The organism is Vibrio sp. FF145, from assembly GCF_041439075.1.
In the GTDB taxonomy this organism is placed as follows: domain Bacteria; phylum Pseudomonadota; class Gammaproteobacteria; order Enterobacterales; family Vibrionaceae; genus Vibrio; species Vibrio tasmaniensis_A.
In genome coordinates this window covers 104,054-126,742 of the sequence record NZ_JBGONH010000006.1, presented here as the reverse complement: position 1 = coordinate 126,742, position 22,689 = coordinate 104,054, and the positions used below count along the sequence as shown (strand labels likewise).

Genomic DNA, 22,689 nt, shown 5'->3' with positions numbered 1-22,689 from the left:
GTAAACATAAGCTTGTGCACCATGATTTTTTGCATGCTGAGATGAAACAAAGACGGTATTAGGGTCAATAGGGCCGTCTGAATTACCATGCTGCGTTAAAATGTAGGGATGAGAGATAGGCTCTAGATCAGAGTGGAAATGCACAACATCAATATCATTTGGAAGCTGACTTTGCAGTGGTACATTCGGTTGATACTCTATGACTCTCGCCCAATCACACTTTGTGCCTTTGCCAGCGAGCAGCGTCACTCGGTGCCCGGCAAGATGCAAAGCATAAACTAAATCCCAAATGACTCGTTCCGTTCCACCGTAATTCACCACAGGTAACGTGGCTCTTGTATACATTAAAATATTCATAATCACTTAATTTTTAAAAGCTTTTACTTTAGCGACAACTGCTTGATGAACACACTCTGGAACAAATTGCTCTATGTCTCCACCATGAATAGCGACTTCACGAACCAATGTTGATGATAAAAAAGCAAACTCTTCTGAAGGTGTCAAAAACAGGCTCTCTAGTTCTGGTTTTAACCGACGATACATTGTCGTCAAACCAAACTCATACTCAAAGTCCATTGTCGTTCTTAAGCCACGCACCAAAATTGAGGCATTTTGCTCGGTCGCGAAATCAACCAGCAAACCGCTAAAACCTTCAACGGAAACATTAGGTAATTCATGGCAAGTTTCTCGCAATAAGGCCACACGCTCATCTAAGCTAAATAAGGTGGCTTTACTTGGGCTCTCTGCGACACCAATGACAAGCTTTTCAAACATACATGCGGCACGTTTAATTAAGTCATAGTGACCGTTAGTCACTGGATCAAAAGTACCTGGGTATATTGCTATTTTCATGACATTCCTTTATTCACTGGATGTTTTCTTGTTTTTCAATCGGCCTAATACACGCTCTAGCTGCTCAATCACCGATTCTGTAGAAATAAGGGCCATAAGATCCTTTCCTTTTACTCGGGTTCCCCATGGAAGATCGCTAACCGCTTTGCCGTGTTGCTCTTCAGCAATCTGTTCATAGACAGAAACCACACTGTCTAAACTATGATAAGGCCCTGTTCGCATTGGGTTACTGTGCGCATACAAACCAATCACGGGGACACCTTGAGTCGTCGCAATGTGTGCAGGCCCTGAATCAGGAGCGATCACAATACTGGATTTACCAATCACTGCGGTAAGCTGCTTTAACGAGGTTGAGCCTACTAAGTTAATACAAGGTGATGTCATGTGCTGAGAGATATTGTCGGTTAAATTGCGCTCTCTATCCGTTGGAGCACCACAAAAAACCACTTTAAAGCCTAACTGATAAGCGTGATCGGCGACAGCGGCATAGCGCTCAACTAACCAGTTTCTCTCATCTTTACTCGCGGCAGGGCTAATAACAATATACGGCTCATGCGCAAGCTCCATCGATAGTCTTTGATCTTCATCAGACAAAGCAAGATCCCATGTCGGCACCTGTTTGGAACACCCCAAAAAGTAAGCAAATTCAGAGAAATTATCTAACACATGAGATGCGTCCGTTTTTGGCAGCTTGCGATTGGTAAAGAGCCACTGCCCCTCTTTGGCACGTGTCCAACTAAAGCCAAGTTTTACTTTTGCCTTTATCCCTATCGTTAACAGGCTGGCTCTTAGTGCAACTTGCATATGCAGTAAATAATCAAACCGAGTTAGACGCAGGGATCTCCATACTTCTTTCATTCCTTTTAGGCCGCGTTTTTTATCAAACACTACAACTTGAATTCCAGGTATATCACCAAGTAATTGAGCTTCGATTTTTCCCATCACCCACGTGATCTGACATTCTGGATAGGTAACTTGAATAAGTTGCACCACAGAAAGGGCATGACAAACGTCACCAATGGCAGATAAACGCAGAATACAAATAGATTTTGGAGCAGAAAGAGCGTTATTCATTGATCGATTCCAATGGCATCATTTCTAGAACAGCAGAAACAACGTTATCTGGCTTGATATCTTGAAGGCATGGCGAATAGACATCATCGCTAATCTGACATCTGTTTTTATAACAAGGGACGCAGTTACGTTCAGATTGCACAAGTCTAATATTGGCGACTCTTTGGGAGCTAACACCATTGCTGTATAAATTGTTCGTTACATCAATTGGCTCTTCATATGGCCAAGGTGACCACATGCTTGCTGGTGCCACGCTAATAATAGATACAATTGGGATAGAGTAACCTGATGCGAGGTGACCCGGGCCACTATCAGGTCCAACAAAACCATCACTGTGTTTTATTAATACCGAAGTTTGAGCTAATGATAATTCCCCTAAAACACTGACCAGTTGGTTCGACTCAGGGACTTGACTCATGATTTGTTCAACAATGGTCTCATCGCGTTCTAATTTAGCGCCAGATAAGACAATGTTATAGCCTGCAGAGATCAAACGATTGATGACTTCAACCCAATACGAGACTGGCCACTGCTTAATTTCGTTAGAGGATGGCGCATGTACAACAATGTAGTTTGATGGCAATCTCTTTTGAACTGCTGAAGGTAATAACTCTTCGGGAGACACAAGCCGTGCAATACAATTAACATCTATGGTATCCAGCATACGAGCAACGCGACTCATTTTATGCTCAAAGCGATGCTGTTCTTTAATGTAATGAGTATAAATTAACTTTTTAACCCAGGCGCCAGAAAGCGATTCATCAATTGCACCAAGTCTTTTCTTACCAAAGATAAAACTATAGATAGCGGTTCTATCATTAAGCATTTCATTGACGACTAAATCATATCGACCATGCGTTTTTAAAATCCGGTAATAGTCCTTAACGGATGCTCTTGGCGGAATTTCAACTAAAGAGTCAACGTCTGGATTGGTACCAAAAACCATCTCCCCTCTAGCATTAACTAAAACATCTATTGTTGCGGTCGGAAACGCTTTTCTCAGACTATGGGTAAAAGCAGAGATCAACAAACTATCACCAATGCAATGAGTGGCAACAACTAATATTTTTTGGTAACTACATGAATCGTTCATTAATCTGTTCGGCGTTTGATATACTGTTCTACCAAGTATGCCATAAACTCCCCAATACGAGACAGTGATTCATGTTTACAACAAAGCAAATCCATAAAACAACGTACTGGTATAATCCTAAATTACTCACCGAAGACGTTGAATTGGCTTTTTCTGTGGATTATTGGAAGGCGAATCAAGCAATACTGGGGCACTCTCAAGGTAGAGGAACAACATGGTTTGTTAAGGGAGAAAAAAGCAATTTCGCTCTTCGACATTATCATCGCGGCGGCTTGTTTGGAAAGCTAGTTAGAGACAGCTATTTATTTACTGGATTAGAGAACTCACGAGCATACCAAGAGCTAATGTTACTTGAGCTTCTAGCCACACATAAAGTTAATGTCCCGACACCCGTTGCTGCGAAAGTTTCGCAAGAAGGGCTCGTTTACAAAGCCGATATTTTAATTGAAAAGATTTCCGACGCAGAAGACTTAGTAAAGATACTATCAAACAAAAAACTATCCGATTCCCATTTCAACGATATTGGTCATCAAATTCGAAAAATGCACGATGCCGGGGTCAATCATACCGATCTCAATATCCATAACATTCTCGTTGATAAAGCAGGCAAGGTTTGGATTATCGATTTTGATAAATGCCTAACGCAAACAGGTAATAGCTGGAAAGAGAGTAATTTAAAGCGACTTAAGCGCTCATTCGAAAAAGAAGTTCGATTAGGAAGGATTGATGCTCAGCACTTTGATTTTTCACAAATTGAACAAGGGTACAAAGTGAGTACCCTTGAGAGTCTATGATTTATTCTTCTTTCAAACCAAATAACTTACGAAGTTTCTTTTTCTTTTTATAGATATGCCCTCGAATCACTTCAGCAAGAGGGCGCTTGAAGGACACTTCTTTAGCTAAGCGTATTTGCTCTTCAAATGGTTTATCTCCGTGTTCTTCAAAGAACTGTTCCAACACCGTTCTCGCCCAGTCTTTTCGCCCACTCGTTGAATAATGATTGAGCCAAGCTTTCGCTGGTTCAATATTCACCTGTGTAGAGAGCGCTTCAGATAGCGCAAACTGCTCTAAAGTGTGTGCCTCACACCCTTCTTGACGTAACGCTTGAATCAACACATCAGCATAATCAAAAGCCGATGAGTTTATTCCGGTGATACCAATGACTGCCGATGCCCACATAACTGAGTTTGGATTAGTGCGGTAGACACTGCCATCCATAAGTTTTATATCTCTATCTCTGATATGTGAATACTCATTGGTGCTTGGCAAAGTATTGATGTTCACTTCTGAGCAAAACAGTAACGCGTTTTTATCCGATATAGAGTCGAAGTAAACGTTTGTTGGCACGTTAAAGTACGTATCTGTATCTAGAAAAAGCAGTTTATCTTCAGGACTCAACTCTAAATTATCACAAAGATATTTTAAGCCGCGGTTCTTGATTCTAAAGTGATAAGTATTGTCTAGACTCCATTCAGCCTTTTGAGCTGGCGATATCGGAAACACTTTAATTGGCATATTAGCGAAGTGCTCAGGTTCTTCCGCTAGAACAGAAATTTCAGGCCTAGTTCCATTTGCCTCAACCCAATTGGCTAAAAAAGACAAAATGCAAAACCTTGCGCCTTGATAGTAAGTTCTATCATTGCCATAAATGACAAATGTTAAGTGTTTTCTAGCCAATTCTGATTTCATAATTTAGTACTTCGTAATATTTTTAAAAAGTGCTTTGTGCTTGCTGCTGACATGGCTTCGAACATGAGTTCGGTATCCCTCTTTAAACCAACTTCTAACCGTCGCATAAAGCCCTGAGGTTCTACCACTCAACTCACTATCAAATGCACCGGTTTTACTACCCTGACGAACCAAAGGTGGGTGTGTCCAAAAAATATTGTACTCTAATGTCATTCGTTCATTACCAATATAACCATCAATAGGTGCGTCGGTTATATTGTTTTCCATATGCTCTACCATTGCGCGAGCAAAACTAAGGTCATAAAGCAAACCACCAGTAAGCTTGTTCGTTTTACACAAGTACAGATGTTGATTTGGTACTCTTACTGATGCAGGTACTAAGCTCGACGCCTCTTCAATATTTACAAGATACTTTTCTTCACCAGCAAGCTCGCTTTGGAAAGCTTCTAGTTGCTCAATAAAATCGCTATTTAAAAAAGCATCATCTTCTAACACTAATACTTGTGGAATTTGTTCTTCTACGACTTTCTTCATCACTAAGTAGTGCTTATAAAAGCAAGACTTCTCAGGGAGCCTCAGTGAATCGTCAAAAAAACCATTTCTAACGTCATCAGATAGATCATCGATATCACCAGCTAACATATATTCGTAATCAGTGATGCCCACTTCTGGCAGGTGCTTATCTATATGTTTTCTACGTTCTTCGTAGCCTTTGCTTACATGAATAACAAAAGTTTTGATCATGGTGATGTCTCAATATTGGTTGACTAATTATTGGTGGCTGAATGATGTATCAATTGGAGTGTTTGTTGTAACGCACCTTGATTCTGTTGAACTATACCATAGCCTATTCGCCCTTTTTCAATTAACTCTTTAGGCTTGGATAATGCACTGATCATTTGTAAAGCAAGCTCATTCTCATCGGCTACAACAGACAGTGCGCTCGAGTCGATCAATTGATTCGCCAGGTCTGCAAAATTGAAATAGCTCGGCCCTGTTAAGCAGTATTTTTGAAGCAGCGCAGGTTCGATGAAGTTATGCCCTCCTACTTTCTTTCCAAGTAGGCTTCCTCCCATAAAAACAAGATCGCTCGCAGAAAGCATAACCATAAGCTCTCCCATCGTATCCCCCAAGTAAACGTCGACATCGAGCGGTAACTCGTCAACAACTTCGGTTCGACGAACCAAAACTAAGCCTCGGTTTTTGGCCAATTCAGCAACTGAATCAAACCGTTCAGGATGACGAGGCACTATCACTAACAGCAACTCTGGCAGTTGGATTTTGGCTTGTTGGTAAGCTCTAAAAATTTGTTCATCTTCACCAGCATGAGTGCTCGCGGCGACAACAATCTGCCTACCCTGCCCCAAAATATCTTTAAGATGCTCGCCTTGTGCGATTACATTATTATCAATCGACACATCGTACTTAATTGACCCTGTGACAATGACTTTTTCGCTCGGCGCACCTAGTAACTCAAATCGAGATTTATCATCAGAGTGTACCGTCAATATTAAACTTAACTTAGAAATTGTCGGATAAATTAACGAACTCATTTTTTGATAATTACTGGCTGATTTTTCGGATAATCGTCCATTGACTAATATCATCGGAATATCATTTTTAGCAACGGTGTTAATGGTGTTCGGCCATAATTCCGTTTCAATAATGAGCATGTTGTCTGGCTGAATGCGGTTGATAAAACGTTGAACACACCAACTAAAATCTATAGGCATATAACGGTGGCTAATCGAACCGCTCATCTTTTCTACCTGCTCAGCGCCTGTACTCGTTGTTGTAGTGATCAGTATTCTTTTATCTGGGTTTTGTATCGCCAGTTGTTCAACTAACTTCTTACTCGCCAGCACTTCCCCTACAGAAACCGCATGAACCCAGATCACGCCCGATTGTCTATTATTGATCGGCGGTGTAAATCCGAAATGCTCTTTCCAGCGATGACCAAAAGGCGGTTTGTTTGCTTTGGAGCGATATAAGCCCCAAAGCAGAATAGGGCTAACAAGGAAAAGTAGCGCGGTATAGGCCCAACGAACGACGATGCTCATATAACGACCTTATTTATATTTTGCCTTGGGAAATAACATCAAACTGTTCAATAGCACTAATGACTCTACTCGGCATTAACTCAGTGAGGCACTTTAGGTGCTGCTTGGGACAAGTTCGTTCAAAGCAAGGTCGGCACTCAATATCGGTATTGATGATCGCCAGTTTGTTCGTTAGCGGAGGCGTATATTTAGGTGAACTAGAGCCGTAAACAGCCACGACATTACAGCCCACCGCAGCGGCCACATGCATCAGCCCAGAATCATTGCTAACGACAGTACGACAAGCCCCGATCAAGTCTACAGCCTGAATTAAGCTCGTATCTCCAGCTAAATTGAAGCAATGCTGCTGCATATTAACAGGGACTTGTTCGATTATCTTTTGGGTTACTTCACGATCTTTAGCCGAGCCAAACAACCACACTTGGTAACCTTGTTTTATCATCGCTGTCGCTGCTGTTGCAAAGTGATTATCAGGCCAACGTTTCGCAGGGCCAAACTCAGCACCAGGACATAAACCAAGGACAGGCCTTTGATTGTTTAAACCAAATTGCTCCATAGCCTCTTGTTGGCTGGAGTCAACAACTTGTAGGCTTGGAAAAGGTAATGATGACAATTCACCTAAACAACCACTACCCGTCATTTCAGCTTTAGGGTGCGCTAACGCTACATATCGCTCTAACATGTATTGAAACGCTTTTTTATTGGTTCTAACGTCATTAAGCAAACCAAAACGCATTTCACCTTTCCAGCCAACTCGTTCAGGAACGCGTGCAAACAGGGGAATTAAAGCTGATTTCGCGGAGTTAGGTAATACGTACGCTTTATCGTACTGTACTTCCCTCAACGATTTGCCGATCTTATAACGAGATTTCAGATCAAATTGCCCATGCCCTAGTGGCATTTCAAGAGCTTGATTGACTTGTGGCATTCTTTCCAAAATAGGCTTACACCATGCTGGCGCTAAAACATCAATTTTTGCGTCAGGGTACTGCGTCTGCAACTCAATATATAAGCCTTGAGACATTACCATGTCTCCAACCCATGATGGGCCAATAATCAGAATTTTCATTTGTCTTGCTCGTTAATAGCGTGTTCGTGAGTAGCTTGACCAGATAGTCTAAAATATTCTTGAAGTGTTTTAATGCAAACCAATTTTTCTAGTTGTTCATCTTGGAAAGGAGCAAGGTATTCATGCGCATTTTTGATCATCTGTTCAGACTCTTTAGGGTTGTCTAAATAGTATTTAATTTTTTGCTCAAAATCCGACCAGTCATCCTTCACCTCTACATAATGTATGCCTGGCTGCAGAGTGCCTTCCATAAACCACGTTTCAAATTTCATTTTTGGAGTAACGACAAGTGAGTTTGAAGACATTGCCCATTTCAAGTTTGATGCAACATCGTTCCCTTCAAGACAAATAATGAATTTGTATTGAAGCTGCTCTTCTACTGTCATAAATGGCTGTTGCCACTCTGGGTGTTGCTCTGAAGTATTCGATTGACCTGCATTCATCAGTGGATGACCATACAGAGTTTCCATAAAACGAATTCTATGTGGTTGAGTCACAGCACCACGAAACACGGCCATATTTTTTTTATCAGAAAAACTTAAGCTATCATCCACGAATCGGAAATGACGACGCTTATCTAATTTAAATAGTACAGAGTTACTATTGTTCCCATCAATCGGACGAGCTTTAAATAAAGTTGGAACTGGCTCTATATGCGTTTCATCACCAAAGTAGTAACTGAAACGAAAGTACTTTGGAAAATAATGAAGAAACTCTTTAAGATCAAAGAAATAAGATGTATAACCTTTTCGAGAATAATTACTAATCTCGCAGCTTAAACTAGCCTTATCAAAGTCGCCGAGCCCTTTTACGTAATAATTTACTCTGCTTTTTATATAGTCAGCTTGATCGGAATATGACTTTTCCAGCTTTTCAAACTGTTTTGAAAAATACAAACGAGGTGCGATAGAGAGCAAGGCATGTTTTAGATAATAAAATATCTTCATAGTTTCTCTTTATATTTTATTTTTGCGTAATGTACTAATGTTCCGGTGACAATCATATATACAACGAGGGTATCACCATTTCTAAAAGGTGAATCGGTTATACTGGCTACAGCGTAGTGGATAGAAGGTAAACTAAACAACCAAAATAAATCGGGATATTTTCTCAGCCCTAAATAGACTGGATAGAAAATAAAGAACAAAAAGATACTTAAGCCAAGAATTCCAGAGCGCGCTAATTTATCAATATAATTATTATGTAAATGTGCTTGTGAGATAAAATAATATCCAGTAGGGGTATAACCCGTTAGGTTTTCTTCTGCATACTCACGAGTAAACTCTCCATGACCTAACATAGGACTACTTGCAAAGAGCTCCAAGCCAGCTTGATACATCTGTAATCTCAAACCTATAGATGAATCGAGATCACCTCGTTCAATTCGGCTAACTTCCCCCCATGTCTGGTCGTAACGATCGACAAGAGCCTCTTTAGAGAAGAAAACGGCACCAAAACACAAAATTAACGATAAGACTATAACTTTTATATTAATTCTATTTTTGTACAGTAAGGTTAAGCCAATTAAGATGTATAGAATCACAATCCCTAAAATAGCACCTCTCGATTGTGTCAAGAGCAAAGAAAACCCAGAGATAATCGCACTTAAAATTAATAGCCAGGTAATTTTATTTTTAAACCTTGTCAATAGTGCCCCTATTGAAAGCATAGAGACTAACCCTTGGTGTGTTGCTAGTGGAATAGGGTTCGTTGGCCAAAACATTCTATTCGTCGGATCAATAAAAAAGTACCAACATGACAAAGTAAAGCAGGCCAAAGCAGCACCAAAAAGTAGATATTGAGCTAGCTTTACATTGAGAAGTGGCTTTTGAGGGAGTAAGCACAATAATACAGTAGTAACAAGTAAGCCTCTTAATTCTTGAGAACTAGCACCATAAGTAACATAACTTATTGCGGTAAACATCCCAGCAAATAGAATGCCCCATAGCCAAACATTATTCTTAAAATTGGACTTAATCTGAAACAAGCCATAACTAAACATATGAATAATAGCGGCAATCAAAACCAGAGCAACCAAAGGTTTGTTGCCCTGAGGCATCCAAATAATGCCAATGGCTAACCATAGGTAAGGAACTATCAACAAAGCTCTAGATATAGACTCTGCTTTTAGAAATGAAGACGACATAATTCAAACTATAAATTAAAAGAGTATCAGTAATTTTATCAGATAAAGTGCCCTAGACACAGCTTCAAGTGATATCAACTTCTGTATTGAGAGCTACACATCTATACCTGACAGCTAGAGCAATAAAACGTGTTTCTTTGCCCGATTTTAAGTTCCTGAATCAGCTCTTCACAGTTAGGACACTGTTCACCAGCCTTACCATAAACCTGTAGCTCTTGAGCAAAATATCCCGGTTTTCCATCCGCTTGGGCAAAGTCTTTTAGCGTTGTTCCACCCTGTCTGATAGCCGTCGTGAGTACTTGCTTGATCTCTTTGGTTAACAAGAGCCACTCTTGTTTTGTAACCTTACTTGCAGAGCGCAAAGGATTAATACGTGAAGAAAACAGAGCTTCATTGGCGTAGATATTACCCACACCGACCACTACTTTGTTGTCCATAATGAACTGTTTGACGGCAACCTTACGCTTGGCGGCTTTTTCAGCAATATAGTCAGCGTTGAAGTCATCGGTTAGTGGTTCAGGGCCAGAACCGAGTAACACAGTATGTATCTCATCAGGCGCCGACCATAACCACGCACCAAAGCGACGCGGATCGTTGTAACGCAATATCTTGCCATTGGTGAGCTTGAGATCCACGTGATCATGTTTTGCTGGCGGGAAATCGGCATCCAACACGCGCAGTGAGCCAGACATCCCAAGGTGAACAATGGCTGTTCCGGTATCAGTTTCTATCAATAGGTACTTAGCTCGACGTGAGATAGAGCGAATCACCTGCCCTTCCAACCGCTTAAGTTCTTGAGGAATATCCCAGCGCAGCTTGGGGGTACGAAAGGTAAGCGTTTTAATCGTCTCGCCAACTAAATGAGGCGAGATCCCCATGCGGCTTACTTCAACTTCGGGTAATTCAGGCATAGTTAATCGTCCGATAGAGATGGTTCGTCTGATATAGATAGCTTGTCTGATTTAAATGACTGGTATGATTTAAAGGACTGGTCTGAGCCAAAGCTTGGAAACAAGTAACTCTCTTCAATAGACACCGCCAGCCACTGATCATTCCAGTTTTTTAGCAACCAAAACTCAGCAAGTTGATAATAGGTAATACGCTGTGGCTCTTCCTGGTCTTGATACCACACTTCAATGGTGTGCGGCGTATTAAGCTGGGGAGTAAGGTCGGTATAGGTTTGTGAATCTACTTCCGTGCCTACTAGCTGTTGCCAGCGTTGCGATAGCTCTTGGGCACTCACACTTTGCTCTGAGGCAGACTCTTTCATTTGATAAACCCAACGGCCGTCTTCTTGTACTACCGACCATTTAGCAAAATGTAAGGCTTGAAGCTCTGCTGCTGGGTTTAAAAGATAAGGATAAGGGTTATTTGCCTGAAGTTCAGGCTCAGGTTCGATAAGGTACGTTTTGATCAATGTTGGAAGGTTTAGCACCCCAATAAAAGCGATCACGCTTAACATGAGTATGTTGTTCCATCGACGTCCACGATATCTCATCTGATTCTGCTCATCTAACCTATTGAGTGTTCAGTATATCGTGAAAATGGCGACACATTCTATCCTGAGTAATTTTCTATCACATAAGCTCATCGGCAAGTGTAACGTCTGTACGGTAGGTGCCAAATTGAGCCAATAATGCTTACCCTTATCAAAAACACTGGGGCTTCTCAAATTTTGGGCATAAAAAAACCCAGCTATAAGCTGGGTTTTTAATTTATTCTTCTATAAAAGAAGAGACAAAGGGGCTATCAATTACTTGATTTTAGCTTCTTTGTACATAACGTGCTGGCGAACTACTGGATCAAACTTTTTGATCTCAAATTTGCCTGGCATGTTACGCTTGTTCTTGTCAGTTGTGTAGAAGTGACCAGTTCCAGCAGAAGATACTAGACGGATTTTCTCACGAATGCCTTTAGCCATTGCTTAATTCCTCTTAAACGTTTTCGCCACGTGCACGGATATCAACAAGAACAGCATCGATGCCTTTCTTATCAATAATACGCATGCCTTTAGCAGTTAGACGTAGTTTAACAAAACGTTTTTCGCTCTCTACCCAGAAACGGTGAGTTTGTAGGTTCGGCAGAAAACGACGCTTGGTAGCATTGCGTGCGTGTGAACGGTTGTTACCCGTTACTGGACGCTTACCAGTTACTTGACATACTCGGGACATGAATGTCTCTCCAAATCGTTTCAGCTCGATATCAACCTTGGTGGCCGAACCTCTCTATCAATTCTGAAAATAGAGGTAAAAACCATAATGGAAAATCCATTCAAGGCTATCAAAGGTCGCGTATTATACTAACTTGACATGCATTGCTCAAGACCCGAACAGATCCTTTTTAAGGATTTCGTGATCTTTTTTTGAACAGGGCAGCTATTTGAGTAATCAGAGCTGATTTAAGGTTCTAAAATGTGGGCGGAATGATAGCAGATTTAACGCAACTAACAACCTAAAATGTGATTCAAATCCATCCGCGCTCTGCAAAAGAGATAACTTCGCCATCTCCAACGACAAAATGGTCGAGAATTCGGATGTCCACTAGTGCCAATGCGTCGGTTAATCTGCGTGTAATTCGCCTATCTGCTTGGCTTGGCTCTGCGACACCGGAAGGATGGTTGTGCGCTAGGATTAAAGCGGCAGCATTATGATGAAGTGCCCGTTTAACCACTTCTCTCGGGTAAACAGATGCTGCATCGATGGTTCCTTCAAACATCACTTCATCCTTTATGACTCTGTTTTGGTTATCTAGGAACAATATGTAGAAGGCTTCTCGCTGGCGATCACGCAATATACTCGAAAGATACAACTTGGTGTGACTTGGGCTAGTTAGTGCATCCCCTCGAGATAAAGTCTCGGCCAAATAACGTTGCGTCATCTCCAAAACAGCCTGCAACTGGACATATTTCGCCTGCCCCATCCCTTTATGGGCACAAAACTCAGCCTCCGTTGCAGAAAAAAGATGGCGAAGCGAACCAAAATCTTTGATCAACTTGTCTGATAGCTCTAAAACATTCATTCCTTGTGTGCCCGTTCGAAGAAATATAGCTAACAACTCCGCATCACTTAAGGAGTCGGGGCCTCTACTCAGTAACTTTTCTCTTGGCATCGACTCAACAGGCATTTTACTTATAGGCATATAAAGGCTATCTAGGGTGATGAATACGATCCATCAGCCTAATCCGTTTGTCTACGGAGAGCTTCCACAGCGTTATAAAGAAGACTAATGCCTAGCAAAACCGTGTAATTGATAAGTTTGATAACATCAACTTGATGAGTGTCAAACCTGTTCCAATTCTGCTTCTAGGCACTAATCCTTTGTTCTGATATCGTTAGTCTCAGAGAAATTAAGGAACAGAATCATGCAAACATTGGTTAATCAACTGGATAACGCTGACCAACAAGGCCTAGCTGGAAAAAAAATCCTACTTGGCATTAGTGGTGGTATCGCAGCTTATAAATGTGCCGAACTGACTCGACGCTTAATCGAACGTGGTGCGCAGGTACAAGTCGTCATGACTAATGCGGCTAAGGAGTTCATTACTCCTCTCACCATGCAAGCTGTCTCTGGAAGGCCAGTGTCTGATAGTTTGCTTGATCCTGCTGCTGAAGCTTCCATGGGGCACATCGAACTGGCGAAATGGGCTGACCTAGTCTTATTAGCACCCGCAACCGCAGACCTTATTGCGCGTATGACCGCAGGCATGGGTAACGACCTACTGACCACTTTGGTTTTAGCAACCGATGCGCCAGTTGCGGTATCCCCAGCAATGAACCAACAAATGTACAGCCACCCTGCAACTCAAGAGAACATCGCAACGCTAAAACGTCGTGGATGTGAAATCTGGGGTCCGGCAGCTGGTGAACAGGCCTGTGGCGATGTTGGTATGGGGCGTATGTTAGAGCCAATGCAACTGGTCCATCGTTGTGAAGACTTCTTCCAACCTAAACCTCTGACTGGCCGTTCGGTGTTAATTACTGCGGGTCCAACTCGCGAAGCGATCGACCCAGTTCGTTACATTACCAATCATAGCTCGGGCAAGATGGGCTATGCACTGGCTGAAGCGGCCGCGAAACAAGGTGCTACGGTAACTCTAATTAGTGGCCCTGTATCACTCGCGACACCAAATCAGGTTAATCGCATTGATGTAGACAGCGCACAACAGATGTTTGATGCCGTGAATGCCAATGCTGCTCAGCATGATATTTTCATCAGCTGCGCTGCGGTTGCTGATTACCGCCCAGAGACCATTGCAGACCAGAAGCTTAAAAAAGTCGATGGTAAAGATGACATGACCATTCAAATGGTTAAGAACCCAGACATTGTGGCTTCCGTTGCCTCAATGATCGAAGATCGTCCATTTACTGTCGGCTTCGCAGCAGAAACTCAAGATGTCGAGAAGTATGCGCGCGGAAAATTGGAAAGAAAGAACCTCGATATGATTTGCGCTAACGATGTCTCTGTCGAAGGCCAAGGCTTTAATAGTAGTAGTAATGAGTTGCACCTTTATTGGAAAGGTGGCGATAAATCTCTACCTCTAGACAGCAAAGACTCTCTTGGTTTCCAGATCCTTAATCAGATCCAACAGCTTATTGACGTATAAACGCACAATTTTACCCTGACAATACGCTGACACCTCTCGATTCTGTTGACCTAGGTCTTACAAAACTAGGAACAGAATTGAATGGTGTTTATAATCCTTCTTCACTCAATCCTCATCTTTAGGAAAGGAAGTAAATAGATGGCCGGTACTCGAAAATCAAACCGTCGTGAAGAAATCCTGCAAGCTCTAGCACAAATGTTGGAATCGACCGAAGGTGCTTCTCGTATCACAACGGTAAAGTTGGCCAAGCAAGTTGGTGTTTCTGAAGCTGCGTTATACCGCCACTTCCCAAGCAAAGCTCGCATGTTTGAAGGCTTGATCGAGTTCATTGAAGAAGCGTTGATGTCTCGAATCAACCGTATTCTAGATGAAGAGAAAGACACACTAGAGCGCATACGCCTAGTGCTACAACTTATCTTGGTTTTCTCAGAACGTAACCCAGGCCTGACTCGAATTTTATCTGGTCATGCTCTAATGTTTGAAAATGAACGCCTACGCGATCGCATCAATCAGCTTTTCGAACGTATTGAGACGCAACTTCGTCAAATTCTACGAGAAAGAAAGCTTCGCGAAGGGAAGTCATTCCCGGTTGATGAAAAAATCTTAGCGGCTCAATTGTTAGGTCAGGTTGAAGGAAGTTTAAATCGATTTGTTCGCTCGGACTTCAAATATCAACCGACAGCGAACTTTGAAGAGTATTGGGCACTTCTGAGTGCACAAATCGAATAGTAATCAGCATTAAGCCAAATATATGAACAAAACCACATATGATAAGCCTGAATTTTCACTCTTACTGCTTCACCCTAAATACTGGCCCGTATGGCTAGGCTTTGGGTTGTTGGCTCTAATTGTTAACCTGCTACCTTACCGTGTGTTGCTCTCCTTAGGGCAGCGACTTGGCTTACTAGGCGTGCGTTTTGGTAAAAAGCGGGTTGATATTGCAACTCGTAATATGGAGCTAGCCTTTCCTGAAAAGCCCATAGAAGAAATAAATCAATTAGTTAAAGAAAACTTCAAAAATACTGGATTAGCGTTGATTGAAACCGGCATTACTTGGTTTTGGCCTACGTGGCGATTTAAAATGTTGCTGGTTGATAAAGATACTGCAGTAATGAGATCGCATAGCAAAAACGGTAAAGGCGTTCTACTTTGTTGTGTGCACGCTCTCAACCTTGAAATTACCGCTCGCGCTTTTGCCGTACTCGGGCAGCATGGATATGGCGTGTATCGCCCACACAACAACGCTGTATATAACCTTATTCAGTTTTGGGGCCGAACCCACAATGGTAATCTGACTATTGATCGTAAAGATGTGAAAAAGATGATACGCGTTCTGCGTAACGGAGATCGCCTATTCTATCTCCCTGATCATGACTACGGTCGCAATAAATCTGTATTCGTGCCTTTCTTTGCAGTAGAGGATGCAAGTACCACCACAGGAACCAGCATTTTGGCTTACACCAGCCGATGCGCGATCGTTATTGGGTCTGGCTTTAGAAATGCCGACGGAAAATATGAAATCATGGCCGACGAATCAATCGAAGATAACTATCCGCAGAAAGATGAAAAAGCGGCAGCAGCGTATATGAACCGCTATCTTGAGAAGATTATCTTAAGAGCCCCAGAGCAATGGATGTGGCTACACAAACGCTTCAAAACCATGGAAGACCCAGAAATGGAGCGCGGTATTCGTTATAAATAGATAAGAAAGCAGCTCATCTCAATAGAAAAGTAAAAGGCCCGAAAGAGTTATCTCTCGGGCCTTTTTCTTTTTTAAGCTCTAAACCTAAGGCACTAAACCATTAGGTTCAACTTCTTCAGTTTACGAATTAGATTCCGTATTGAGCTCGGTACGCTTTTACTGACTCAAGATGTGCTGCGTCTGTGCCTTTCTCTTCAAGAAAAGTCACTAAGTCAGTCAGGCTAACGATTGAGATAATTGCACAACCGAAGTCACGCTCTACTTCCTGAATCGCAGACAACTCGCCTTTGCCCTTCTCTTGACGGTCGATAGCAACAAGCACACCCGCTAAGTCAGCGCCGTTTGCTTGGATGATTTCCATCGACTCACGAATCGCAGTACCTGCAGTGATCACGTCATCCACTAACATGATGCGACCTTCAAGTTCGCTACCGACTAGGTTGCCACCTTCACCGTGGTTCTTTGCTTCTTTACGGTTGAAGCAGTAAGGCGTGTCCACATCGTGGTGATCAGCAAGTGCAACCGCTGTTGTTGTTGCGATTGGGATACCTTTGTATGCAGGGCCAAATAGTACATCGAACTCAATACCTGAATCAGCCAATGCTGCTGCGTAGAAGCGACCTAAGCGTGCTAGGTCACGACCTGTATTAAACAATCCAGCATTGAAGAAGTAAGGGCTCTTACGGCCAGACTTTAAAGTAAACTCACCAAACTTAAGTACTTCTTTCTCTAGTGCAAATTCAATAAATTCACGTTGATATGCTTTCATGTTCTTCCTCTACGTTTATTCAATAAAACTTAACTTACGCTCTGCACTACCCTTTCGGGTTTTACAGACAAAAAAATAGCTCCTGTGAAAGGAGCTATCTAAAAACTATTCTGCTAACGCCGACTTCTGCGCTTCAACAATATCGGCAATGCCCTTATTCGCCAGGGCTAAAAGCTGCATCAGCTCTTCGTGGCTGAACGGTTCGCCTTCTGCGGTGCCTTGAATCTCAATCATCTTACCGTCTTCCGTCATTACAACGTTCATATCGGTATCGGCTGCTGAGTCTTCAACGTACTCAAGGTCACACAGTGCTTGTGCACCAACGATGCCCACTGAAACTGCCGCTACGTGGCCTTTCATTGGGTTCTTTTTCAATTTACCGCTTGCTAGTAAGCTGTTGATAGCATCAGCCATTGCAACGCTTGCACCTGAAATAGAAGCAGTACGAGTACCGCCGTCAGCTTGGATAACATCACAATCGACAGTGATCATGATTTCACCCATTACTTTTAAATCAACAACAGCACGTAGGCTACGCGCGATCAGACGTTGGATTTCCATCGTACGACCACCTTGCTTACCGCTCGCCGCTTCACGACGGTTACGAGTGTGCGTCGCACGTGGAAGCATGCCGTATTCAGCCGTTACCCAACCCTTTCCTTGGCCTTTCAACCAACGCGGTACGTTTTCTTCTACCGTCGCATTACATAGAACTTTAGTGTTGCCGAACTCAACTAATACAGAACCTTCAGCATAAGCAGTGTAGTTACGAGTAATTTTAATTGGACGAATTTGATCTACAGCGCGGTCATTTGGACGCATTGGTATCTACCTTATTAACAGTCTGAAGTGATTTACTATCGAAAGAGTGCATCACCTAAGAAAGGGGTGAGACAGTTTTGATTGGGGCAAGATTATATAGCAGTTTATCTTTCAAATCTATTTACCATTCAAAGTGGCCTACTACTTAAGGCGACTTACGACTCAAAGATACTTACCGTGAAGGCTATTTATAACGGAAAATCGACAAGCTTCGGGAGCACACCATATCGTGATACTATGCGTGCGCGTTATTTTCAGAATGATAAAAGACAGGAAAATTCGATGATTTATAGTATGACCGCGTACGCGCGCAAAGAAGTAAAAGGCGATTGGGGTACAGCAGTATGGGAAATCCGTAGTGTAAACCAACGCTACCTAGAAACTTACTTCCGTATGCCTGAACAGTTCCGTGGTTTAGAGCCAATCCTACGCGAGCGTTTCCGTAAGCGTCTAGCTCGCGGCAAGGTTGAATGCAACCTACGTTTTGAAGCAAACCCAGCAGCGAAAGGCGAGCTAAGCATTAACGAAGGTTTGGCTCAGCAAGTAATCAATGCTGCTAACCAAGTAATGACGATGACAGGTGAAGACAGCCGTTTGAACCCATTCCAAATCATGAACTGGCCTGGCGTAATGGAAACGCCAGAGCAAGACATGGATGCCATCAACAAAGATCTACTTGAAGCATTCAACGATGCAATCGCAGAGTTCATTGACGCTCGTGCTCGTGAAGGCGAAAACATGAAAGCGCTCATCGTTCAGCGTCTAGATGCAATCACTGAAGAAGTCGTTAAAGTTCGTGCACGCATGCCTGAGATCCTAGAATGGCAACGTGAGCGTCTTCTTACCAAATTTGAAGATGCGAAGATTGAACTTGAAGGTTCTCGCGTTGAGCAAGAGCTTATCCTACTGGCTCAGAAGTCAGACGTAGCAGAAGAACTAGACCGCCTAGACTCTCACGTGAAAGAAGCGAATGTAGTATTGAAGAAAGGTGGCGCTTGTGGCCGTAAACTTGACTTCATGATGCAAGAGTTCAACCGTGAATCAAACACGCTAGCATCTAAGTCTATCAGCACAGACATCACAGCATCGGGCGTTGAGCTTAAAGTTCTTATCGAACAGATGCGTGAGCAGATCCAGAACATTGAATAACAGTTCGTCAGTAACACACTGTGGGTAGCCACTAGCTGAATCAGTGTTGATTAGATCAAGATAAGCTCCTAGTTTTAGGGGCTTTTTTTTTATGGATACAATAATGACAATCAGGATGACTAAGTGAGCAGATTATTACGCCGGAGATGTACTTAGCACAAAAAATAGATACAGCGATAGATAGAACTGAGCAGGTGTACAAAAGGATTTTTAATATTAAGAGGAGGTGTTGCAAGTGGAGAAGAATGTTACGGTAAAACTGAGGGTAAAACTGAGGGTAAAACTGAGGGTAAAACTGATTTGAGAGAGAAAGTGACGCAAGTTGCTATTGCAACCTGCGCCGACTTAAAATCTTATAGAGCTACAACGTTTGCAGCTTGAAGACCTTTTTGGCCTTGCTCTACTTCGAAAGACACTTGTTGGCCTTCTTTAAGAGTCTTGAAACCTTCAGAAGCGATTGCACGGAAGTGTACGAATACGTCAGCGCCGCCGTTGTCTTGAGTTAGGAAACCGAAGCCTTTCTCTTCGTTAAACCATTTTACTACGCCGTTTGTTTTGTTAGACATGATGTGTCCCTTATATAAAAATAAAAAATTAATCGCCAAAAGTGCGATGCGCTGAAAGCTTGAATTATTTAATGTATCTATGAAGCCAAGGGAAACACTGAGAATAACAATGAAGCAATACTAAGGGTTTTACTTTACAACTGGATGTTTCATTTAATAACCCTGAAAACAGAGCAAGCACATTCTTGGTGATCCTGACCAGGTTGTAAAGCGTTATTTGAATAAAATGACTATTTTTTGTTCAATTAACTTCTATTCAGCCCCACAACATCACTGAACTTCATTTACAAAGCTATGATCTGAAGAAATTTACTCTTCCGCGGTTTGGTTCGGACAACACACACGGCCAGTAATAATGTTCTACTAGAATCAAGAGTACGACAAAAGCAAAAACAAACGCCGCAACAGCACTCTCCACGTAACTAAACTACCAGTATCTTCACACCAAGTTCTCGTAAAGCATCAAGCACCTTAGGGTCAGCGCCGTCATCTGTAATCAATGTGTCAATCTGAGAAGCGGTAGCGAGTAACTTCCCACCATGCTTACCTACTTTGCTGCTATCTATCAGAGCCACAATACGATCACCATACTCCAGCAGCTTTTTCTCTGCCATATAGACCAATAGATCAGAGGTATGCACACCAGCTGTCGTAACACCCGTACCCGTAAAGAAGACAAAACGACTTTTATGGTCATCTGCTGCTTCTTCATCTGGAGAAATAGTGATCTGACGTTCGGGTAGATATTGGCCACCAAGTATGATGATACTTTGATGATCTTGACTAATCAGCTGATAAGCCAATGGCATAAAATTCGTCACAACTTGCACATCACGATGCGCTAAATGCTCTCCCATCAAAAAAGTCGTATTGCTACCACTCACAATAATACTGTCGTGTTCTTCACACATATCTGCCGCAGCTTTAGCAATTCGCTTTTTCGCTACATAGCTTTCTATATCTGTTTCGCAGGGGATAAAGCTGCTTGGTGCATGAGTTGCGGCTAGGGACGAGTCAAAATTGATTACCTCTGCCCCATTACGGATTTTTTTCAGCCTCCCTTCTTCCGCCAACTTTGTAATGTCCCGACGAGCTGTAGATAAAGAGATATCTAACATCTTCACATAGTCATTTGTCGTTATAAACGTATGACTCGTTAGATGATCTAACAAGCTTCTATGACGCTGAGCTTCATTCATTGTTCATACCATTAAGTTCTTTTGAATTATTTTGACGCATTATGAACTTTTGAGCAATTAGATTCTCAAAATGAACTCTTTTGAATTAACCTGACTCAAAATATGTGATCAAAACCATTACTTTGTTCATAATAAATCAAAAATGACTTTACGTGACCGCATTTGACCACTTATAGTCAATTTGCGTCATGAGAAGTCACTGGAGAGTAAAATGAAATACCAAGCAGTAATGATTGATTTAGATGGAACACTGTTAAGTGATGCTGAGCAGATCTGCGTGACTAACAAACAAGCGATTTGTCTTGCCGTTAATAATGGATATCAGGTGAGCTTGGCGAGTGGTAGACCGCACCAGCTGATGATGCCATATGTTGACCAGCTTCAATTATCGCTACCAATCATCTGCTGCAATGGTGCCTATATTTATGACCCTAAAACACAACGTGTTCAACATCAGCACACAATTAGTCATGAATCACTAACGGGTCTGTTGAGCTTACTGAATGATGGACATTTCGCCTTCACCATCTATTCAAGTAAGGGCATCTTTGCTCAAAAAGAATCAACTCATACAAAGGGTTTAGAAAAAAAGGCTGAGGTTATTAATGCCGCAATGGAGCTGCAGATTATCCCAACGCTGACCGAACTCATCGCTCGCAGTGGCGATGTCTACAAAGTATTAGTGTCTAGCCAAGACAAAGAATCTCTAAACCAGTTACGAGATTCCTTAAGAATGCACTTCCAAGCTGACTTATCAACACCGAATAAATTGGACATTACGTCTAAAGCAGCCACCAAAGGCCACGCTCTTCAGCAGTGGCTAAATGACCAAAGAATTTCATCTCATAACACCATTGCTTTTGGGGATGGGGACAACGATGCCTCTATGTTCCGACTTGTCGGAGAACCTGTCGCAATGGCTAATGCCAGCCCTGCTTTAAAAGGCATGGCTAATCTAATTGTTACCAATAACAACGGCTGTGGAATTGGCCAGTACCTTCGCTTGATAGTGCAAGAAGGCCAACACACATGCCAAAACACTTTTAGTTACTAAGGATAAATCATGAAAAAAGTAAAAATTGCCGCAGGATTAGCACACGTAGATTACGGCCACATTGCAGACGTAGTGAAAGAAGTATCTGATGCTGGTGCCGATTACATCCACTGTGATGCAGCAGATATGCATGACCTGAAAAACCTGCAATTGATGGGGGGGCATCAAATTGTTGAAGGCATTCGTCCTTACACTGAAAAGCCAATTGAAGTTCACGCTTACTTCAAAGATTGCGACAAATTATTTATCGATAAAATCGCAGCTGCTGGTGCAGACATGCTGATTCTACCAGCTGAGCATTTTATCGGTGCTCCTCTGTGTTACATCATTAAGTACTGTCAAAACCACGGTATGAAATTTGGTTTAACCGTTGGTGCATTAACGCCAGTGTCATTTGTTAAAGAATCTATCTACTACCTAGACCGTTTACACATTGTTATTCACGGCATTACTGATGGCGATGATGAATGGTTATGGCGCAAATCTGCGATTGCAATGATCCGCGAAGCACGTGAACTCATCAACGAACGCAACCCTAACTGTGAGCTATGTGTAGATGGCGGTATCCGTAACCACAACATCGAAGAACTGCTTAATGAAGATATTGATGTGATGGTTGCATCGACAAATATCTTTGGCCACAAAGACGGCATCACAGCAGGCGTTCGTGACTTCCGCGCAGCAATCGACCAACTGGAAGATAAAGCAGCGGCAGACACAAAAGAAGTCGAAACCGTTTAAGTAATTGCCTAGCGCAGTTTCTATCGAATCGATGCGCCACAGCAATCTAGAAATAACGGTGCTAAACCTACCCCCCTCTATGCTCGGGTTTGGCACCACTA

The 22,689-nt window shown here is 42.3% G+C and carries 25 protein-coding genes and 1 pseudogene; 7 read left to right on the top strand and 19 right to left on the bottom strand.

Going from position 1 to position 22,689, the window contains the following annotated elements; genetic code table 11:
* From ACED42_RS04325 to ACED42_RS04310, 4 genes and pseudogenes are all read right to left on the bottom strand, one after another.
* Nucleotides 1-345: pseudogene (locus ACED42_RS04325) on the bottom strand (glycosyltransferase family 4 protein); the annotation flags it as partial.
* Between the two features lie 18 nt (nucleotides 346-363).
* Nucleotides 364-852 carry a pantetheine-phosphate adenylyltransferase gene (gene coaD, locus ACED42_RS04320; protein ID WP_017097381.1) on the bottom strand — a complete coding sequence of 163 codons (489 nt, stop codon included), beginning with the start codon at nucleotides 850-852 and terminating at the stop codon, nucleotides 364-366.
* 9 nt (nucleotides 853-861) lie between these two features.
* Nucleotides 862-1,926 (bottom strand): glycosyltransferase family 9 protein, encoded by a 1,065-nt coding sequence (locus ACED42_RS04315; protein WP_371701550.1) that lies wholly within the window; start codon nucleotides 1,924-1,926, stop codon nucleotides 862-864.
* Nucleotides 1,919-3,019, bottom strand: a complete 1,101-nt coding sequence (locus ACED42_RS04310) for a glycosyltransferase family 9 protein (RefSeq protein WP_371701548.1) — start codon at nucleotides 3,017-3,019, stop codon at nucleotides 1,919-1,921. Before ACED42_RS04310 ends, ACED42_RS04315 begins: the two co-directional genes overlap by 8 nt.
* A 71-nt stretch (nucleotides 3,020-3,090) precedes the next feature.
* On the opposite strand from ACED42_RS04310, the gene ACED42_RS04305 reads away from it, so the two are divergent.
* The gene (locus tag ACED42_RS04305; RefSeq protein ID WP_371701546.1) at nucleotides 3,091-3,813 is read left to right on the top strand and encodes a 3-deoxy-D-manno-octulosonic acid kinase; all 723 of its coding nucleotides are present in this window, start codon (nucleotides 3,091-3,093) and stop codon (nucleotides 3,811-3,813) included.
* A 1-nt stretch (nucleotide 3,814) separates the two neighbouring features.
* On the opposite strand, the gene ACED42_RS04300 is transcribed toward ACED42_RS04305, so the two are convergent.
* The 11 genes from ACED42_RS04300 to radC form a co-directional block, all read right to left on the bottom strand.
* Complete coding sequence (locus ACED42_RS04300; RefSeq protein WP_371701545.1) at nucleotides 3,815-4,708, bottom strand: hypothetical protein; 894 nt, start codon at nucleotides 4,706-4,708, stop codon at nucleotides 3,815-3,817.
* Nucleotides 4,709-4,711: 3 nt separating this feature from the next.
* Entirely contained in the window at nucleotides 4,712-5,452 is a 741-nt protein-coding gene (locus ACED42_RS04295) for a glycosyltransferase family 25 protein (RefSeq protein ID WP_371701543.1), read from the bottom strand.
* A gap of 23 nt (nucleotides 5,453-5,475) precedes the next feature.
* Nucleotides 5,476-6,768, bottom strand: a complete 1,293-nt coding sequence (gene waaA / locus ACED42_RS04290; protein WP_371701541.1) for a lipid IV(A) 3-deoxy-D-manno-octulosonic acid transferase — start codon at nucleotides 6,766-6,768, stop codon at nucleotides 5,476-5,478.
* Nucleotides 6,769-6,781: 13 nt separating this feature from the next.
* A complete protein-coding gene (gene waaF / locus ACED42_RS04285; protein ID WP_371701539.1) occupies nucleotides 6,782-7,837 on the bottom strand; it encodes a lipopolysaccharide heptosyltransferase II in 1,056 nt (351 codons plus the stop codon).
* Entirely contained in the window at nucleotides 7,834-8,784 is a 951-nt protein-coding gene (locus ACED42_RS04280; RefSeq protein WP_371695132.1) for a glycosyl transferase family 90, read from the bottom strand. The genes waaF and ACED42_RS04280 overlap by 4 nt, the downstream gene beginning before the upstream one ends.
* Nucleotides 8,781-9,983: an O-antigen ligase family protein gene (locus ACED42_RS04275; protein ID WP_371701537.1), complete on the bottom strand. Its 1,203-nt coding sequence runs from the start codon at nucleotides 9,981-9,983 to the stop codon at nucleotides 8,781-8,783. The genes ACED42_RS04280 and ACED42_RS04275 overlap by 4 nt, the downstream gene beginning before the upstream one ends.
* 101 nt (nucleotides 9,984-10,084) lie before the next feature.
* A complete protein-coding gene (gene mutM / locus ACED42_RS04270) occupies nucleotides 10,085-10,894 on the bottom strand; it encodes a bifunctional DNA-formamidopyrimidine glycosylase/DNA-(apurinic or apyrimidinic site) lyase (RefSeq protein WP_371701534.1) in 810 nt (269 codons plus the stop codon).
* Between the two features lie 2 nt (nucleotides 10,895-10,896).
* Nucleotides 10,897-11,445, bottom strand: coding sequence for a hypothetical protein (locus tag ACED42_RS04265; RefSeq protein WP_371701532.1), 549 nt, complete (start codon nucleotides 11,443-11,445; stop codon nucleotides 10,897-10,899).
* A gap of 291 nt (nucleotides 11,446-11,736) precedes the next feature.
* The gene (rpmG, locus tag ACED42_RS04260; RefSeq protein WP_002535344.1) at nucleotides 11,737-11,904 is read right to left on the bottom strand and encodes a 50S ribosomal protein L33; all 168 of its coding nucleotides are present in this window, start codon (nucleotides 11,902-11,904) and stop codon (nucleotides 11,737-11,739) included.
* 13 nt (nucleotides 11,905-11,917) lie between these two features.
* Nucleotides 11,918-12,154 (bottom strand): 50S ribosomal protein L28, encoded by a 237-nt coding sequence (rpmB, locus tag ACED42_RS04255; protein ID WP_004728407.1) that lies wholly within the window; start codon nucleotides 12,152-12,154, stop codon nucleotides 11,918-11,920.
* A gap of 292 nt (nucleotides 12,155-12,446) precedes the next feature.
* Entirely contained in the window at nucleotides 12,447-13,121 is a 675-nt protein-coding gene (gene radC / locus ACED42_RS04250) for a DNA repair protein RadC (RefSeq protein WP_012603038.1), read from the bottom strand.
* 223 nt (nucleotides 13,122-13,344) lie between these two features.
* On the opposite strand from radC, the gene coaBC reads away from it, so the two are divergent.
* The 3 genes from coaBC (at nucleotide 13,345) to lpxL (ending at nucleotide 16,288) form a co-directional block, all read left to right on the top strand.
* Complete coding sequence (coaBC, locus tag ACED42_RS04245; RefSeq protein WP_371701530.1) at nucleotides 13,345-14,586, top strand: bifunctional phosphopantothenoylcysteine decarboxylase/phosphopantothenate--cysteine ligase CoaBC; 1,242 nt, start codon at nucleotides 13,345-13,347, stop codon at nucleotides 14,584-14,586.
* Nucleotides 14,587-14,724: 138 nt separating this feature from the next.
* Nucleotides 14,725-15,315: a nucleoid occlusion factor SlmA gene (slmA, locus tag ACED42_RS04240; protein WP_017100198.1), complete on the top strand. Its 591-nt coding sequence runs from the start codon at nucleotides 14,725-14,727 to the stop codon at nucleotides 15,313-15,315.
* Between the two features lie 22 nt (nucleotides 15,316-15,337).
* Nucleotides 15,338-16,288 carry an LpxL/LpxP family Kdo(2)-lipid IV(A) lauroyl/palmitoleoyl acyltransferase gene (lpxL, locus tag ACED42_RS04235; RefSeq protein WP_371701528.1) on the top strand — a complete coding sequence of 317 codons (951 nt, stop codon included), beginning with the start codon at nucleotides 15,338-15,340 and terminating at the stop codon, nucleotides 16,286-16,288.
* Between the two features lie 127 nt (nucleotides 16,289-16,415).
* Here lpxL and pyrE read toward each other — a convergent pair whose 3' ends face one another.
* Both pyrE and rph read right to left on the bottom strand, forming a co-directional pair.
* Nucleotides 16,416-17,057: an orotate phosphoribosyltransferase gene (pyrE, locus tag ACED42_RS04230; RefSeq protein ID WP_004735727.1), complete on the bottom strand. Its 642-nt coding sequence runs from the start codon at nucleotides 17,055-17,057 to the stop codon at nucleotides 16,416-16,418.
* 105 nt (nucleotides 17,058-17,162) lie between these two features.
* Complete coding sequence (rph, locus tag ACED42_RS04225; RefSeq protein WP_019826449.1) at nucleotides 17,163-17,879, bottom strand: ribonuclease PH; 717 nt, start codon at nucleotides 17,877-17,879, stop codon at nucleotides 17,163-17,165.
* Between the two features lie 282 nt (nucleotides 17,880-18,161).
* On the opposite strand from rph, the gene ACED42_RS04220 reads away from it, so the two are divergent.
* Complete coding sequence (locus ACED42_RS04220) at nucleotides 18,162-19,028, top strand: YicC/YloC family endoribonuclease (protein ID WP_009847984.1); 867 nt, start codon at nucleotides 18,162-18,164, stop codon at nucleotides 19,026-19,028.
* Nucleotides 19,029-19,381: 353 nt separating this feature from the next.
* On the opposite strand, the gene ACED42_RS04215 is transcribed toward ACED42_RS04220, so the two are convergent.
* Together ACED42_RS04215 and ulaR are read right to left on the bottom strand one after the other, a co-directional pair.
* A complete protein-coding gene (locus ACED42_RS04215) occupies nucleotides 19,382-19,594 on the bottom strand; it encodes a cold-shock protein (RefSeq protein WP_004735656.1) in 213 nt (70 codons plus the stop codon).
* 422 nt (nucleotides 19,595-20,016) lie between these two features.
* Nucleotides 20,017-20,793, bottom strand: coding sequence for an HTH-type transcriptional regulator UlaR (ulaR, locus tag ACED42_RS04210; RefSeq protein ID WP_009847985.1), 777 nt, complete (start codon nucleotides 20,791-20,793; stop codon nucleotides 20,017-20,019).
* A gap of 211 nt (nucleotides 20,794-21,004) precedes the next feature.
* On the opposite strand from ulaR, the gene ACED42_RS04205 reads away from it, so the two are divergent.
* On the top strand, nucleotides 21,005-21,847 hold the full coding sequence (locus ACED42_RS04205; RefSeq protein WP_371701526.1) for an HAD family hydrolase: 843 nt from the start codon (nucleotides 21,005-21,007) through the stop codon (nucleotides 21,845-21,847).
* A gap of 9 nt (nucleotides 21,848-21,856) precedes the next feature.
* The gene (locus ACED42_RS04200) at nucleotides 21,857-22,588 is read left to right on the top strand and encodes a ribulose-phosphate 3-epimerase (RefSeq protein WP_012603032.1); all 732 of its coding nucleotides are present in this window, start codon (nucleotides 21,857-21,859) and stop codon (nucleotides 22,586-22,588) included.
* Nucleotides 22,589-22,689 lie beyond the last annotated feature (101 nt).

Coding starts and splice junctions, on each gene's coding strand:
- ACED42_RS04295 (WP_371701543.1), bottom strand. CDS start 5,452: ATGATCAAAACTTTTGTTATTCATGTAAGCAAAGGCTACGAAGAACGT.
- radC (WP_012603038.1), bottom strand. CDS start 13,121: ATGCCTATAAGTAAAATGCCTGTTGAGTCGATGCCAAGAGAAAAGTTA.
- rph (WP_019826449.1), bottom strand. CDS start 17,879: ATGCGTCCAAATGACCGCGCTGTAGATCAAATTCGTCCAATTAAAATT.
- ACED42_RS04205 (WP_371701526.1), top strand. CDS start 21,005: ATGAAATACCAAGCAGTAATGATTGATTTAGATGGAACACTGTTAAGT.
- ACED42_RS04280 (WP_371695132.1), bottom strand. CDS start 8,784: ATGAAGATATTTTATTATCTAAAACATGCCTTGCTCTCTATCGCACCT.
- mutM (WP_371701534.1), bottom strand. CDS start 10,894: ATGCCTGAATTACCCGAAGTTGAAGTAAGCCGCATGGGGATCTCGCCT.
- ACED42_RS04275 (WP_371701537.1), bottom strand. CDS start 9,983: ATGTCGTCTTCATTTCTAAAAGCAGAGTCTATATCTAGAGCTTTGTTG.
- ACED42_RS04200 (WP_012603032.1), top strand. CDS start 21,857: ATGAAAAAAGTAAAAATTGCCGCAGGATTAGCACACGTAGATTACGGC.
- coaBC (WP_371701530.1), top strand. CDS start 13,345: ATGCAAACATTGGTTAATCAACTGGATAACGCTGACCAACAAGGCCTA.
- ACED42_RS04265 (WP_371701532.1), bottom strand. CDS start 11,445: ATGTTAAGCGTGATCGCTTTTATTGGGGTGCTAAACCTTCCAACATTG.
- ulaR (WP_009847985.1), bottom strand. CDS start 20,793: ATGAATGAAGCTCAGCGTCATAGAAGCTTGTTAGATCATCTAACGAGT.
- coaD (WP_017097381.1), bottom strand. CDS start 852: ATGAAAATAGCAATATACCCAGGTACTTTTGATCCAGTGACTAACGGT.
- ACED42_RS04310 (WP_371701548.1), bottom strand. CDS start 3,019: ATGAACGATTCATGTAGTTACCAAAAAATATTAGTTGTTGCCACTCAT.
- waaA (WP_371701541.1), bottom strand. CDS start 6,768: ATGAGCATCGTCGTTCGTTGGGCCTATACCGCGCTACTTTTCCTTGTT.
- waaF (WP_371701539.1), bottom strand. CDS start 7,837: ATGAAAATTCTGATTATTGGCCCATCATGGGTTGGAGACATGGTAATG.
- ACED42_RS04315 (WP_371701550.1), bottom strand. CDS start 1,926: ATGAATAACGCTCTTTCTGCTCCAAAATCTATTTGTATTCTGCGTTTA.
- slmA (WP_017100198.1), top strand. CDS start 14,725: ATGGCCGGTACTCGAAAATCAAACCGTCGTGAAGAAATCCTGCAAGCT.
- rpmB (WP_004728407.1), bottom strand. CDS start 12,154: ATGTCCCGAGTATGTCAAGTAACTGGTAAGCGTCCAGTAACGGGTAAC.
- pyrE (WP_004735727.1), bottom strand. CDS start 17,057: ATGAAAGCATATCAACGTGAATTTATTGAATTTGCACTAGAGAAAGAA.
- ACED42_RS04220 (WP_009847984.1), top strand. CDS start 18,162: ATGATTTATAGTATGACCGCGTACGCGCGCAAAGAAGTAAAAGGCGAT.
- ACED42_RS04305 (WP_371701546.1), top strand. CDS start 3,091: ATGTTTACAACAAAGCAAATCCATAAAACAACGTACTGGTATAATCCT.
- ACED42_RS04300 (WP_371701545.1), bottom strand. CDS start 4,708: ATGAAATCAGAATTGGCTAGAAAACACTTAACATTTGTCATTTATGGC.
- ACED42_RS04215 (WP_004735656.1), bottom strand. CDS start 19,594: ATGTCTAACAAAACAAACGGCGTAGTAAAATGGTTTAACGAAGAGAAA.
- rpmG (WP_002535344.1), bottom strand. CDS start 11,904: ATGGCTAAAGGCATTCGTGAGAAAATCCGTCTAGTATCTTCTGCTGGA.
- lpxL (WP_371701528.1), top strand. CDS start 15,338: ATGAACAAAACCACATATGATAAGCCTGAATTTTCACTCTTACTGCTT.